Here is a 15127-nt window from a genome sequence, read left to right on the forward strand (position 1 = left end):
TGAATTTTCAAACAGGCTCTGAGTAATAATGCATCGAAGGACCTGTCGGGCGGCGTCGCTCCAGCTTCGCCGAATGCGCCGCTCCAACTGGAATGAACGGGCCTTCACTAGCCTTGAGCGTGACCGGCGGCGGGCCCTTGATCCGGTATTCCCACGTGCCTTCGAGGACATAGGGGGTCACCTCGCCCGGATGCGGGAGCGATGGGCTAGTGTGCCCCGTGATGAATTCCACGCGTACCTGGACGACTTCGCAATCCGGCGTCAGGAGATCGTGCTGCACGAGGTCGGTGTGATGGCAATCCGTTGATTGCGCCTGTGCCGCGTGCTGCGTCAGTTCGCTTCCTGGGATGTGTTGGGTCATTTTCATGTGGCAATCCTTCCGCGCATTGACGACATGCCAGGCTCTGCGTGGACGGGCCGTGCGGTCTGGCCGCGTTGTCACGTACCCGTGGAGGGCATTTGACGTTGCGGGTATATCCGCCCTTGGCGGAGGAAGGAGTGTTCTGTCACAGCACGTATCGTGCCGGTGGTTTGATACATAAGATATAAAAAGGCGGGTCAGATATCGAGGAGACGACAAAAACGACGTCTTTTCCCGATTTGATATTTCGAGGCGCTTGATACCCTGCGAGGGAGAAGTCCGGCGCATATTGTGACGACGGGAAGCAGCGATGCCAATGTCGACACATCATGTTTGATGAAGGTGGCCACGATGGCCAGCAGAGCCGATGGCGGGAAATACGATCATGAGCCTATACGGCGTCGACATGGGCAGCGCTGCCTCGGGTGCGGGTGCCTCTTCCGGTGTGAATGCGGGTGTGAATGCCGGCAAGGCGGAGGCGGGCGGCTTCAAGGATGCATTGAGTGCCGCGTCCACGAAGAAGTCGTCGGCCGCCGAGCAACTGGAGGCGTGGCTGAAGATGACGCCCGCGCAGCGCATGCGCGCCGCGATCCTGAGCCAGCTTGGGCTGACGGAGGAGGACATCAAGAACATGTCCGCCGACGAGCAGAAGGCGGTGGAGGCGAAGATCCGCCAGCTGATGGAGGTCAAGATGGCCCTCCAGCGGGAGAAGGCGGGCCATCCGGCCGTCGTCTGAGGCCGGGCCGGCTAGTGCCCGCGCGGCGCTTAGCCGGGCATCGCCGGCGGGTCGTCGCCCGCGTACTCCACCCGGTTCCGCCCGCGCCGCTTGCTGCGGTACAGCGCTTCGTCGGCGCGCGAGATCAGGCCGTGGATGGTGTCCCCGTCCTGCACGCAGGCCACGCCCAGGCTGGCGGTCATGCGCCCCGTCACGGAGAAGTCGCGCTCCGACAGCGCGTGGCGCAGCGCCTGGGCGAACAGCACGGCGTCGCGCAGGCCGGTGCCGGCGCAGATCAGCAGGAATTCCTCGCCGCCCCAGCGGCCGAGCGTGTCCGTGGCCCGCTTGGTTTCGAGGATGCGGCCGGCCATCTCGACCAGCACCTGGTCGCCGGCCTGGTGGCCGTGGGTGTCGTTGACGGACTTGAAGCGGTCCACGTCGATCAGGATGATCGAGAACGGGCTGCCGTCGCCGCGCGCGCGTTCCAGCGCGCTGCCGAGCGTTTCGTTGAGGTGGCGGCGGTTGAACACGCCAGTCAGCTGGTCGGTCTTGGAGAGCACTTCGAGCTGGCGGTTTTTCTCGACCAGCTCGGCCTGGGTGGCCTGGATCTGCGCGAAGGCGTGGTGGCTGGACTGGATGGCGGCGCGCGCGCGCCGCTCGGCTTCCGTGCGCTGGGCGATGATGAGCTTGAGCCGGCGCAGCACGAGGTTGAAGCCGTCGATGACGCTGTCGAACTCGGTGCGGCCGAGCTGGTCGAGTTCGTCGAGATGGTCGCCGTGGCTGGAGGCGAGCTCGAACAGGGCGCCGCGCAGGTGTTCGAGCGGGCCGAAGACCATCCGCAGGCCGAAGGTCAGCAGCAGCACCAGCGCCACGTCGATGGCGGCGACCTCGGTCACGCCCTGGGCCATCGCCGCGTGCAGGGTCTGGTGCATGTTGTCGCGGGTGAAGCGGATCACGGCGTGGCCGATGGCCTGCTTGCGGCGTTCCGGATCGATGTCGTCGGGCGGGTAGATCGTGACGTTGGCGAGCACGTCGTGGCCGTTGTCCGTGGCGCAGGGCAGCGTGCCCGGCATGCCCGGCGCGGCGGCGCGGCCGGGGACGGCGGCGCGGTGGACTTCCGCGTAGACCTCCTGGCGGTCGGGCGAGAACACGCAGGCTTCGGTGACTTCGGGGTGTATCAGCGTGGATTCGAGGCCGGTGCGCAGGATGCCCACGTTGAGCGCCCAGGTCGGCGCCGCGAGGCTTTGCCGGAGCCCTTCCAGCACTTCCGCGCGCGTGCGCTCGAAACGCTGCTCGAGGTCCTGCCGCAGCAGCCACTGGCGGTGCACGGCGAACGCGCCCAGCGTTGTCGTAGTGGCAACGATGAACAGCACGATCATCCTGTTCCGGATCGACCGAACCGGTGGCAGCAGTGGCATGTAACGCGCGATCTCGGGTAAATCGGGGAGCCGGCTATTCTATTCGTCCGCGGCCTTGTCGAACAACTGGCGGAACCTGGCGAGCTCCGGGTGCGACTCTTCGTATTTCTTGCTGAAGCCGATATGGACGGTCTCGCCCTTGATGGTCATGACACGCCGGGACTTGTAGCGCATGCGCTCCGGAATGCCCTGGGCCTCGAGCGTGACCAGCGCCTCGTTGATGACGACGCTGGGGTTGACCACGCAGTCTATCTCCTGCACCAGCATCTTCTTGACGAGATCGTGGAATTCATGCCCCTCGACGAGCTCGATCCTGCCTTCGCCGACGAACTGGAAGAAGCGCTTGCCGGGCGCGAGATAACCGCGCTGGTTGCCGAATTTCAGGCCGGCGAAGTCGTCGGGATAGGTGTTGAACGTGCGGCCCTCGACCGAATCGCGGTTGCAGTGCACCGCGACGTCTTCGGTGTAGAACGGCCTGGAGTGGTTCAGGAACGGCCGCTCCCTGGGGCGATAGTACACGCCGATCACGCCGGCGCTGTTGCCGTTCCTGGCTTCTTCGACGCAGCGCGCCCACGACGCGAACCGGATCTGCACCTTGTATTCGGGAAGCCGCTTGAGCACGCGGTTCAGGTTCTCGATATAGGCCCCCTTGGGCATGCCGTTTTCTTCGTAGGACTGGGGCCGCTGGCCGGCCTCGGAGTACAGCACGATGGCGGTCTGCGCCACGGCGGAAGTGGCTCCCCACAACGCGCAGGCGGCGAGGATGAGCCGGCAAGGGCGGAAGACATGCATGGCGGCGGGTGCTGGTGAGGAGACAAAGGCCCGGTTCCCGCGCGGCCCGCGCGGTGATCCGCGAGCCGTGGCAGTGTGAGCCCCTGCGACCATAACGGCAATCCGGCGCAATAATTTAGAAGTCGTTTCAAAAAGATCCTGGCGTCGTTGCGCGGCACGGCAAGTACTGGTTGTACTGTCTGCGGCCGCGCGCCTAGCCAGGACCGCTTCGCTTCATTTTGAAACAACTTCTAGGGCCATTGGAGGGAACCGTCAGGCGCGTGGCCGGCCGGCGTCGGGCGGCGCCACGGCCGGGGCGCCTGATGCGCCGCTTGCCGCGCGCGGGCGGCACGGCCGGCGCCGCCCGCGCCTCCCGCGAGATAAGTCGGGTCCCGGCACGTGGCCTTGCATATACTCTTTTCGATCAGGAAACATGCCTGCCGCCCCGGGCGGCGCCTCGCGCAAGGTGTGACGATGCGCGCGCGCCCGGGTGCCGCTTCGTTGGCATGGCCGCCGCGCTCCCCCACGGCCGCGGCGGGAGATCCTGCCATGCAGCGTGCCGCCTGCCCGTCCCCCGGCAGCAGAGCCACGCGCAACCTGGAGTCTCGCGATGGACCGGCCGAGATGGAGTCTGCTGACCAAACTGCTGGCGATCGGCGCCGTGGCGCTGGTGCTTGCGCTGACGTCGATCGGCCTGACGCTCTGGGTCACGTGGCAGATCGAGGGCGGCGCGGCGGCGGTCAACGAAGCGGGGCGCATGCGCATGCAGGGCTACCGGATCGCGCTGGCGGTGGAGCGCGGCACGCCGGCCGCCGCCCTGGCCTCCCAGCTGCGCCAGCCCGAGCAGAGCCTGGAGCTGCTGGCCAGCGGCGATCCGTCGCGCCCGCTGGTGGTGCCGTGGAATGCCCAGACGCGCGCGCAGTTCGCCAGCGTGCGCAAGATCTGGGCGCCGCTGCGCGCGCGCTGGCTCGGCGGCGCGCCGGTCCCGATGGTGGACATCGACCGCTTCGCGGATGCCGTCGATGCGCTGGTGTCCGACATCGAGTCGCAGTTGTCGCGCTGGACGGCGCGGCTGCACATGTTCCAGCTGGCGATGGTGGCCTTGTCCATCGCCAGCGCGGTGATGCTGTTCTATGCCAGCTACCTGATCGTGGTCGAGCCGCTGATGCGGCTGCGGCGCGGCCTGCAGCGCGTCGAGGCGGCCGATCTCGGCGTGCGCGTGGCGGTGACGTCCCGGGACGAGTTCGGCGAGCTGGCGGAGGGCTTCAACCACATGGCGGCCAATCTGGAGGCGCTGTACGGCGACCTGGAGCGGCGCGTCGGCGAGAAGACCGCGCGGCTCGAGCGCGAGCGCATGCGGCTGGCGGCCATGTACGAGATGAGCCGGCAGATGGCGCAGGCGGCGACGCTCGACGAGCTCGGCCAGGGGTTCGCGCGCCGCCTGCGCACCATCGCCCATGCCGACGCGGTGGCGATCCGCTGGTCCGACGCGGCCAATCAGCGCTACCTGCTGCTGGCCGGCGACTGCCTGCCGCGCGACCTGCTCGAGCAGGAGCGCTGCCTGCACGCGGGCGCCTGCCATTGCGGGCAGGACGGCGCCACCGCGCAACTGCGGGTCATCGCCGTGGGGGCGCGGCCCGACGATGCGTCGATCCGCTGCGCGCGCGCCGGCTACCGGACCCTGGTGTCGCTGCCGGTGAAGCTGCAGCAGCGGGTGCTGGGCGAGATCGATCTGTTCTTCATCGAGGAGACCGTGCTGACGGCGGAGGACCATTCCCTGCTCGAAGCGCTCGCCGCCCATCTCGCCAGCGCGATGGAGGGGCTGCGCGCGGGCGCGCTCGAGAAGGAGGCCGCGGTGGCCGAGGAGCGGGGGCTGCTGGCGCAGGAGCTGCACGATTCGATCGCCCAGTCGCTGGTCTTCCTGCGCATCCAGGTGGAGCTGATGCGCGGCGCGCTGGGCCGCGGCGACGCGGCGGCGTCCGACCGGGTGCTCGGCGAGATCGAGACCGGCGTGCGCGAGACCTACGGCGACGTGCGCGAGCTGCTGGTGCATTTCCGCACGCGCACCAACCACGAGGACATCGAGCCCGCGCTGCGCACCACGCTGCAGAAGTTCGAGCACCAGACCGGCCTGCGCACGCACCTGCGCGTCGAGGGGCGCGACGTGGCCCTGATGCCGGACGTGCAGGTCCAGGTGCTGCACGTGATCCAGGAGGCGTTGTCCAACATCCGCAAGCACGCGCGCGCCACCCAGGTCTGGGTGGCGGTGCGGCAGGCCGAGGCGTGGCGCTTCGAGGTGCGCGACGACGGCTGCGGCTTCGACGCCGCGCGCCCGCCGGATGCCTCGCGGCTGCACGTGGGCCTGCGCATCATGCACGAGCGCGCGCAGCGCATCGGCGCCACCGTGACGCTGGACTCCGACAGCGGCCGGGGCACGCGCGTGATGCTGACGCTGCCGCGCCGGCTGGCGCCGCGCGAGGCGCCGTCCCGGCCCGCGCGCGTGGCCGAGGCCGTGCCGGGCCACTGAGGAGAGACACCGATGCCCGCCACCGGTCCGGTCCGCCTGCTGGTCGTCGACGACCATACCTTGTTCCGCCGCGGGCTGATCGCGCTGCTGGCGCAGGAGCCGGCGCTGCGCGTGGTCGGCGAGGCCGGCGACGCCGGCGAGGCCCAGCACCGCGCCCAGGCGCTGCAGCCGGACGTGATCCTGCTCGACAACCACCTGCCCGGCGTGACGGGGATCGACGCGCTGCCCGGGCTGCGCGAGGCCGCGCCGCGGGCGCGCGTGCTGATGCTGACGGTCAGCGAGGACGAGCACGACCTCGGCGCGGCGCTCAAGGCGGGCGCCGACGGCTACGTGCTCAAGAACATCGAGGGCGCCGCGCTGGTGGCGGCCATCCACCAGACCTGGCGGGGGCAGTCGGCCATCAGCCCGGAGATGACGGCCAAGCTGGCCGCCGCGTTCCAGGCCGTGCACGCCGGTCCGGCCGGCGCCGCGCCCGCGGGCCGGCCCGAGGATCCCGCCGGCGATCCGCGCGCCGGCCTGCTGGCCGCGCTGTCGCCGCGCGAGCTGGACATCCTGCGCCGCATCGCCTGCGGCGCCAGCAACAAGGCCATCGCGCGCCAGCTGGACATCGCCGAGACGACGGTGAAGATCCACGTCCAGCACATCCTGCGCAAGCTCAACCTGAGTTCGCGGGTGCAGGCGGCGGTCTTCCTGGCCGGGCACGACAGCGCCTGATGCTGTCCCGGCCATAGTTCTTTCGAACTATGGCCGGGGCCCCGCGCGCGCCGCATCCCTACTCCTTCCGGACATGCCGGGCTGCCCGGCAGACCTATGTCGCGCCGCGCCGCCGGCGCCTAGATTGAAATCCGGCGAAAGACAGGGGGGGGGCGGCATGGCGCTATCGCAACGGGACCGGGTCGCGGCACCGGCCATCCGCGTGCTGGCGGCAAGCACGCTGGCCTTCACCGTGTGCTTCATGGTCTGGATGATGTTCGGCGTCATCGGCATCCCGATCCGCAAGACCCTCGGGCTGAACGCCACCGAGTTCGGCCTGCTGACCGCGGTGCCGGTGCTGACCGGCTCGCTGGTGCGCGTGCCGCTCGGCTTCATGACCGACCGCTTTGGCGGGCGCGTGGTCTTCTTCGTGCTGATGCTGGCCTGCGTGCCGCCGGTGTGGCTGATGTCCTACGCCACGCAGTACTGGCATTTCCTGCTGGCCGGATTGTTCGTCGGCCTGGCCGGCGGCTCGTTCTCGGTCGGCACGCCGTACGTCGCGCGCTGGTTCCCGAAAAGCCGGCAGGGTTTCGCGATGGGCGTGTTCGGCGCCGGCAATTCTGGCGCGGCGGTCAACAAGTTCATCGCGCCGGCGCTGGTGATGAGCTTCGGCTGGGCGATGGTGCCGCGCGCCTACGCGGCCATCCTGCTCGGCACGGCGCTGCTGTTCTGGCTGCTGAGCGCGCACGACCCGGCCCACGTCGCCGGCGGCGGCGCCTCCCTGCGGGAGCAGTTGCGCGCGCTGCGGGACCCGCGCGTGCTCAAGTATTGCCAGTATTACTCGATCGTCTTCGGCGGCTACGTCGCGCTGAGTCTGTGGATGGTGCAGTACTACGTGGGCGAGTACGGCCTGGGGCTGTCCGCCGCGGCGCTGCTGGCGGCCTGCTTCTCGCTGCCCGGCGGCGTCCTGCGCGCGGCGGGCGGCTGGCTCGCCGACCGCTACGGCGCGCACGGCGTGACGTGGTGGGTGCTGTGGGTGTGCTGGGTCTGCCTGTTCCTGCTGAGCTACCCGCGCACGGAATTCACGGTGGCCGCGGTGGACGGTGCCCGCAGCTTCCGGCTGGGCCTGAACGTCTATGCCTTCACCGCGCTGCTGGCGGTGCTGGGCATCGCCTTCGCGTTCGGCAAGGCGAGCGTGTTCAAGTACATCAGCGACGACTACCCGGACAACATCGGCGCCATCAGCGGCATCGTCGGCCTGGCCGGCGGGCTGGGCGGCTTCGTGCTGCCCATCCTGTTCGGCGTGCTGGTCGACGTCACCGGGGTGCGCTCGAGCGCCTTCATGCTGATGTACGGCGTGGTGTGGGTATCGCTGATCTGGATGTATTTCACCGAGGTGCGCCGCACCGAGATGATGGGCCCGCACGGCGCGCGCGCGGGCATGGCGGCGCGGCCCTGAGCGCGCCAGGAGACGGCAATGATCCGAACCGCAGCAGACACCCCGAAGCCCGCCGGCGGCGGCCGCGTGCTGACCATCTGGACGCCCGAGGACCGGGCCTTCTGGGAGCGCGAGGGCGAGGCGATCGCCAAGCTGAACCTGTGGATCTCGGTGCCGGCGCTGTTCCTGGCGTTCGCGATCTGGCAGTTGTGGAGCGTGGTGGCGGTCAACCTGCCGCAGCTCGGCTTCCGCTACTCGACCAACCAGCTGTTCTGGCTGGCGGCCGCGCCCGCGCTGTCGGGCGCCACGCTGCGCATCTTCTATTCCTTCATGGTGCCGCTGTTCGGCGGGCGCCGCTGGACCGCGATCTCCACCGCGTCGCTGCTGGTGCCCGCCATCGGCATCGGCATCGCGGTGCAGGACCCGTCCACCAGCTACCCGACCATGCTGCTGCTGGCGCTGCTGTGCGGGCTGGGCGGCGGCAACTTCAGCTCCAGCATGGCCAACATCAGCTTCTTCTTTCCCAAGGAGCACAAGGGCTCGGCGCTCGGCGTGAACGCGGGGCTGGGAAACCTCGGCGTCTCGGTGGTGCAGTTCCTGAGCCCGCTGGTGGTGACGGTGGGCATCCTCGGCATCTTCGGCGGCGACCCGCAGACCATCGTCGGCAAGAGCGGCCAGGCCAGCCAGGTGTGGGCGCAGAACGCCGCCTACATCTGGATTCCGTGGATCGCGCTGGCCTCGCTGGCGGCGTGGTTCTTCATGAACGACATTGCCGACGCGCGCGCGTCGTTCGCCGCGCAGGCGGCCATCTTCCGGCGCAAGCACAACTGGCTGATGTGCGTGCTCTACCTCGGCACCTTCGGCTCGTTCATCGGCTTCGCGGCGGGCTTTCCGCTGCTGATCAAGAGCCAGTTCCCCGACATCAACCCGCTGGCCTACGCGTGGCTGGGGCCGCTGCTCGGCGCGCTGATCCGCCCGGTGGGCGGCTGGCTGGCCGACCGGCTCGGCGGCGCCTCGGTGACGCTGTGGAACTTCGCCGTGATGGCGCTGGCGGTGGTGGGGGTGCTGTATTTCCTGCCCAAGGGCGCGGGCGGCTACGCGCTCGCCGCCGGTCCGGCGCAGGGCAGCTTCACCGGCTTCTTCCTGATGTTCCTGGTGCTGTTCCTGACCACCGGCATCGGCAACGGCTCGACCTTCCGCATGATCCCGGTGATCTTCCTCAACCAGAAGCTGCGCGAGGTGGACGGCGCCGGCGAGGAGGCGCAGGCCCGCGCCATCAAGGAAGGCAATACCGAAGGGGCGGCGGCGCTGGGCTTCGCCGGGGCGCTGGGCGCCTACGGCGGCTTCTTCATCCCCAAGAGCTACGGCACCGCCATCGCCGCGACCGGCGGGCCGGAGGCCGCGCTGTGGGTGTTCGTCGTGTTCTACCTGCTGTGCGTGGCGATCACCTGGTGGTACTACGGGCGCCGCGGCGCCGAGATGCCGTGCTGAGCACGCGCGCGATCCGCACAACCGAGACCGGAGCCCCGCCATGAGCCATTTCCTCGACCGCCTGACCTATTTCAGCCAGACGCGCGAGCGTTTCTCCGACGGCCACGGCCAGACCACCGGCGAGGACCGCACCTGGGAGGACGCCTACCGCAACCGCTGGCAGCACGACAAGATCGTGCGCTCCACCCACGGCACCAACTGCACCGGCTCGTGCTCGTGGAAGATCTACGTCAAGGGCGGCATCGTGACCTGGGAGACCCAGCAGACCGACTACCCGCGCACGCGCGCCGACCTGCCCAACCACGAGCCGCGCGGCTGCGCGCGCGGCGCGAGCTATTCCTGGTACCTGTACAGCGCCAACCGCGTCAAGTACCCGATGGTGCGCGGGCGGCTGCTCAAGCACTGGCGCGCCGCGCGCGCGGTGGCCAGCAGCGCGGTGGACGCCTGGGCCGCCGTGGTCGAGGACGACGCGGCCCGCCGCGAATACCAGCAGCAGCGCGGCCTGGGCGGCTTCGTGCGCAGCACCTGGGACGAGGTCAACGAGCTGATCGCCGCGGCCAACGTGTACACCATCCAGCGGCACGGCCCGGACCGCGTGATCGGCTTCTCGCCGATCCCGGCCATGAGCATGGTCAGCTACGCCGCGGGCAGCCGCTACCTGAGCCTGATCGGCGGAGTCAGCATGAGCTTCTACGACTGGTACTGCGACCTGCCGCCGGCCAGCCCGCAGACCTGGGGCGAGCAGACCGACGTGCCGGAGAGCGCCGACTGGTACAACGCCACCTTCCTGATCGCCTGGGGCTCCAACGTGCCGCAGACGCGCACGCCGGACGCGCATTTCTTCACCGAGGTGCGCTACAAGGGCGCCAAGGTGGTGGCGGTGACGCCGGACTACGCCGAGGTCTCCAAGCTGGCCGACCTGTGGCTGCACCCGAAGCAGGGCACCGACGCGGCGCTGGCGATGGCGATGGGCCACGTCATCCTCAAGGAGTTCTATTTCGCGCGGCGCAGCGCCTACTTCGACGACTACGCGCGCCGCTACACGGACCTGCCCATGCTGGTCGCGCTCAAGGCGCGCACGCTGCCCGGCGGCGGCACGATCCTCGTGCCGGACCGCTACGTGCGCGCGAGCGACTTCGCCGACGGCCTGGCGCAGCAGAACCATCCCGAATGGAAGACGGTCGGCTTCGACGACCAGGGCCGGGTCGCGCTGCCGCACGGCTCGATCGGCTTTCGCTGGGGCCCGGACGGCAGGCCCGACGCCGGCCGCTGGAACCTGGAGGACAAGGAGGCGCGCCACGGCGAGGCGGTCAGGCTCAAGCTGTCGGTGCTGGAGGACGGCGCGCAGCCGCACGAGGTCGTCGACGTGGGCTTTCCGTATTTCGGCGGCATCGACACGCCCAACTTCACCGCCAGCAAGACCGCCGGCGACGTGATCGCGCGGCGCGTGCCGGCGGTGCGGCTGGCATTGCGCGAGGAAGGCGGGCAGGAAGGCGGGCAGGGCGGGACGCTGGTGGCCACGGTGTTCGACCTGCTCGCGGCCAACTACGGCGTGGCGCGCGGGCTGCCGGGCGAGCAGCCGGGCACGGCCGCCACCGGCGGCTACGACGACGATGCGCCCTACACCCCGGCCTGGCAGGAGCGCATCACCGGCGTGCCGCGCCAGCAGGTCATCGCGGTGGCGCGACAGTTCGCCGAGAACGCCGACAAGACCCGCGGCAAGTCGATGGTCATCATCGGCGCGGCCATGAACCACTGGTATCACTGCGACATGAACTACCGCGGCATCATCAACATGCTGATGCTGTGCGGCTGCATCGGCCAGAGCGGCGGCGGCTGGGCGCACTACGTGGGCCAGGAAAAGCTGCGCCCGCAGACCGGCTGGACCGCGCTGGCGTTCGCGCTGGACTGGATCCGCCCGCCACGCCAGATGAACTCCACCAGCTTCTTCTACGCCCACACGGACCAGTGGCGCTACGAGAAGCTCGGCGTGGGCGAGATCCTCTCGCCGCTGGCCGACCCGGCCCGCCACGGCGGCTCGATGATCGACTACAACGTGCGCGCCGAGCGCATGGGCTGGCTGCCGTCGGCGCCGCAGCTGCAGACCAATCCGCTGCAGGTGCACCGCGACGCGCAGCAGCGCGGGCTGGACACGCGCGACTACGTGGTCCAGTCGCTCCAGGACGGCACGCTGAAGATGAGCTGCGAGGACCCCGACCACCCGGCCAACTGGCCGCGCAACATGTTCGTGTGGCGCTCCAACCTGCTGGGCTCGTCCGGCAAGGGGCACGAATATTTCCTCAAGCACCTTCTCGGCACCAGCCACGGCGTGCAGGGCCGCGACCTGGGGCCCGACCATGCCCATCCCGAGGAAGTGCGCTGGCACGAGCAGGCGCCCGAGGGCAAGCTCGACCTGCTGGTCACGCTCGACTTCCGCATGAGCACCACCTGCATGTACTCCGACGTGGTGCTGCCGACCGCCACCTGGTACGAGAAGAACGACCTCAACACCAGCGACATGCACCCGTTCATCCATCCGCTTTCCACCGCGGTCGACCCGGCCTGGCAGGCGCGCAGCGACTGGGAGATCTACAAGGGCCTGGCCCGGGTCTTCAGCGAGGTCTGCGCGGGCCACCTCGGCGTGGAGAAGGACGTGATGCTCACCCCGCTCATGCACGACACGCCCGCCGAGCTGGCGCAGCCGTTCGGCGTGCATGACTGGAAGAAGGGCGAATGCGAGCTGCTGCCCGGCCAGACCGCGCCGCAGATCAGCGTGGTGGAGCGCGACTATCCCAACACCTACCGGCGCTTCACCGCGCTGGGGCCGCTGATGACCCGCATCGGCAACGGCGGCAAGGGCATCGGCTGGAACACGGAAAGCGAGGTGCGGGCGCTGGGCGAGCTCAACGGCACGGTCGACGAGCCCGGCGCCACGCAGGGCCTGCCGCGCATCGACACCGACATCGACGCCGCCGAGGTGGTGATGATGCTGGCGCCCGAGACCAACGGCCACGTCGCGGTCAAGGCGTGGGAGGCGCTCGGACGCATCACCGGGCGCGAGCATGCGCACCTGGCGCTGCACCGCGAGGACGAGAAGATCCGCTTCCGCGACATCCAGGCGCAGCCGCGCAAGATCATCTCGTCGCCGACCTGGAGCGGGCTGGAGAGCGAGAAGGTGAGCTACAACGCGGGCTACACCAACGTGCACGAGCTGATCCCGTGGCGCACGCTGAGCGGGCGCCAGCAGTTCTACCAGGACCATCCGTGGATGCGCGATTTCGGCGAGGGGTTCGTCAGCTACCGGCCGCCGATCAACCTCAAGAACGTCGACGAGATGCGCGGCAGGAAGCCCAACGGCCACCCGGAGATCGCGCTGAATTTCATCACCCCGCACCAGAAGTGGGGCATCCACTCGACCTACACCGACAACCTGATCATGCTCACGCTCAACCGCGGCGGGCCGGTGGTCTGGCTGTCCGAGGACGACGCGGTGCGCGCCGGCATCGTCGACAACGACTGGGTCGAGCTGTTCAATGCCAACGGCGCCATCGCCGCGCGCGCGGTGGTGAGCCAGCGCGTCAAGCCCGGCATGGTGATGATGTACCACGCGCAGGAGAAGATCATCAACACGCCCGGCTCGGAGATCACCGGGCTGCGCGGCGGCATCCACAACTCGGTCACGCGCGTGGTGCTCAAGCCGACCCACATGATCGGCGGCTACGCGCAGTACAGCTACGGCTTCAACTACTACGGGACCATCGGCACCAACCGCGACGAGTTCGTGCTGGTGCGCAAGATGGACCGCGTCGACTGGCTCGACGAGCCGGCCCGCGCCGGCGCCCCCGGCATCGCCTGAGAACGAGGAGAGCGACGATGAAAGTCCGCGCCCAGATCGGCATGGTCCTCAACCTGGACAAATGCATCGGCTGCCATACCTGCTCCGTGACCTGCAAGAACGTCTGGACCAACCGCTCCGGCATGGAGTATGCGTGGTTCAACAACGTGGAGACCAAGCCCGGCATCGGCTATCCCAAGGAATGGGAGGACCAGGCGCGCTGGAACGGCGGCTGGGTGCGCAAGGCGGACGGCAGCATCGAGCCGCGCCAGGGCGGCAGGTGGAAGCTGCTGATGCGCATCTTCTCCAATCCCAACCTGCCGCAGATCGACGACTACTACGAGCCCTTCACCTTCGACTACGACCACCTGCAGTCGGCACCCGAATCCGTCACGGCGCCGACCGCGCGGCCGCGCAGCCTGATCACCGGCAAGCGCATGGAGAAGATCGAGTGGGGGCCGAACTGGGAGGAGATCCTCGGCGGCGAGTTCGCCAAGCGCTCGAAGGACCGCAACTTCGACGACATCCAGAAGGAGATCTACGGGCAGTTCGAGAACACCTTCATGATGTACCTGCCGCGCCTGTGCGAGCACTGCCTGAACCCGGCCTGCGTGGCGTCCTGCCCGTCGGGGTCGATCTACAAGCGGGAAGAGGACGGCATCGTGCTGATCGACCAGGACAAGTGCCGCGGCTGGCGCATGTGCGTGTCCGGCTGCCCGTACAAGAAGATCTACTACAACTGGCAGAGCGGCAAGGCCGAGAAATGCATCTTCTGCTATCCGCGCATCGAGGCCGGCCAGCCCACGGTGTGCTCGGAGACCTGCGTGGGCCGCATCCGCTATCTCGGCGTGCTGCTCTACGACGCGGACCGCATCGAGGCGGTGGCCAGCGTGGAGCACGACCGCGATCTCTACGAGGCGCAGCTCGACATCTTCCTCGACCCGGACGACCCCAAGGTCATCGAGCAGGCGTGCGCGGACGGCGTGCCCGAGTCGTGGATGGAGGGCGCGCGCCGCAGCCCGGTCTACCGCATGGCGGTGGACTGGAAGGTCGCGCTGCCGCTGCACCCGGAGTACCGCACGCTGCCGATGGTCTGGTACGTGCCGCCGCTGTCGCCGATCACGGCCGCGGCCAACGCGGGCGAGGTCGGCATCAACGGCGAGATTCCCGACGTGAAGCAGCTGCGCATCCCGGTCAAGTACCTCGCCAACCTGCTCACCGCGGGCGACACCACACCGGTGGTGCGCGCGCTCGAGCGGCTGCTGGCCATGCGCGCGTACCAGCGCGACAAGCACGTGGAAGGGCGCCAGAACCTGGCGGCGCTGCAGCAGGCCGGGCTGAGCGTGGCGCAGGTCGAGCAGATGTACCAGGTGATGGCCATCGCCAACTACGAGGACCGCTTCGTCATTCCAACGGCGCACCGCGAGTACGCCGAGGACGCCTTCGACCTGCGCGGCGGCTGCGGCTTCTCGTTCGGCAACGGCTGCTCGGACGGCACCAGCGAGACCAGCCTGTTCGGCGGCAAGAAGCGGCGCACCATTCCGATCAAGGCAACCTTGTAGGAGACGCGACCATGAAACCATTCGATGCGCGGATCTGCCTGGCGCTGGCGCGCCTGCTGGCCTACCCCGGAGACGAGCTGCGCGCGTCGCTGGCGCCGCTGCGCGACTGCATCGCGCACAGCCGCGCGCTCGGCGACGACGGGCGCGACGGCCTGCTGGCGCTGGTGGACGGCATGCGCCAGCGCGACCCCTACGAGCTGGAAGCGGGCTACGTCGACACCTTCGACCGCGGCCGCGCCACCGCGCTGCACCTGTTCGAGCACGTGCACGGCGATTCGCGCGAGCGCGGCCAGGCGCTGGTGGACCTGCTGCGGAT

Annotated in this window: 11 protein-coding genes; 8 read left to right on the forward strand and 3 right to left on the reverse strand. The window is 69.1% G+C overall.

Annotated features, from left to right (window positions below; genetic code table 11):
* Positions 1–7: 7 nt before the first annotated feature.
* Positions 8–367, reverse strand: coding sequence for a cupin domain-containing protein (locus K206_RS43330; protein ID WP_155888371.1), 360 nt, complete (start codon positions 365–367; stop codon positions 8–10).
* Positions 368–746: 379 nt separating this feature from the next.
* Here K206_RS43330 and K206_RS39995 point away from each other — a divergent pair, with 379 nt between their 5' ends.
* Entirely contained in the window at positions 747–1097 is a 351-nt protein-coding gene (locus K206_RS39995) for a hypothetical protein (RefSeq protein WP_155888372.1), read from the forward strand.
* Between the two features lie 29 nt (positions 1098–1126).
* Here K206_RS39995 and K206_RS41050 read toward each other — a convergent pair whose 3' ends face one another.
* Together K206_RS41050 and K206_RS0132575 are read right to left on the reverse strand one after the other, a co-directional pair.
* A complete protein-coding gene (locus K206_RS41050; protein ID WP_196812953.1) occupies positions 1127–2449 on the reverse strand; it encodes a GGDEF domain-containing protein in 1323 nt (440 codons plus the stop codon).
* Between the two features lie 84 nt (positions 2450–2533).
* On the reverse strand, positions 2534–3286 hold the full coding sequence (locus tag K206_RS0132575; protein WP_196812954.1) for an ABC transporter substrate-binding protein: 753 nt from the start codon (positions 3284–3286) through the stop codon (positions 2534–2536).
* 589 nt (positions 3287–3875) lie between these two features.
* Between K206_RS0132575 and K206_RS0132580 the strand changes: the two genes are divergently transcribed.
* The 7 genes from K206_RS0132580 to narJ all read left to right on the forward strand — a co-directional run.
* A complete protein-coding gene (locus tag K206_RS0132580; RefSeq protein WP_020206492.1) occupies positions 3876–5792 on the forward strand; it encodes a type IV pili methyl-accepting chemotaxis transducer N-terminal domain-containing protein in 1917 nt (638 codons plus the stop codon).
* Positions 5793–5804: 12 nt separating this feature from the next.
* Complete coding sequence (locus K206_RS0132585; RefSeq protein WP_020206493.1) at positions 5805–6506, forward strand: response regulator; 702 nt, start codon at positions 5805–5807, stop codon at positions 6504–6506.
* A 157-nt stretch (positions 6507–6663) separates the two neighbouring features.
* Positions 6664–7944 carry a nitrate/nitrite transporter gene (locus K206_RS0132590; protein ID WP_020206494.1) on the forward strand — a complete coding sequence of 427 codons (1281 nt, stop codon included), beginning with the start codon at positions 6664–6666 and terminating at the stop codon, positions 7942–7944.
* Positions 7945–7962: 18 nt separating this feature from the next.
* Complete coding sequence (locus K206_RS0132595) at positions 7963–9414, forward strand: NarK family nitrate/nitrite MFS transporter (protein WP_020206495.1); 1452 nt, start codon at positions 7963–7965, stop codon at positions 9412–9414.
* Between the two features lie 40 nt (positions 9415–9454).
* A complete protein-coding gene (locus tag K206_RS0132600) occupies positions 9455–13270 on the forward strand; it encodes a nitrate reductase subunit alpha (protein ID WP_020206496.1) in 3816 nt (1271 codons plus the stop codon).
* A 17-nt stretch (positions 13271–13287) separates the two neighbouring features.
* Positions 13288–14811, forward strand: a complete 1524-nt coding sequence (narH, locus tag K206_RS0132605) for a nitrate reductase subunit beta (protein ID WP_020206497.1) — start codon at positions 13288–13290, stop codon at positions 14809–14811.
* 11 nt (positions 14812–14822) lie between these two features.
* Positions 14823–15127, forward strand: a 305-nt coding sequence (gene narJ, locus K206_RS0132610; protein ID WP_020206498.1) for a nitrate reductase molybdenum cofactor assembly chaperone, incomplete at its 3' end; no start/stop codon positions are given.

The sequence above is a fragment of the Cupriavidus sp. WS genome, from assembly GCF_000395345.1.
Taxonomy (GTDB): Bacteria; Pseudomonadota; Gammaproteobacteria; order Burkholderiales; family Burkholderiaceae; genus Cupriavidus; species Cupriavidus basilensis_B.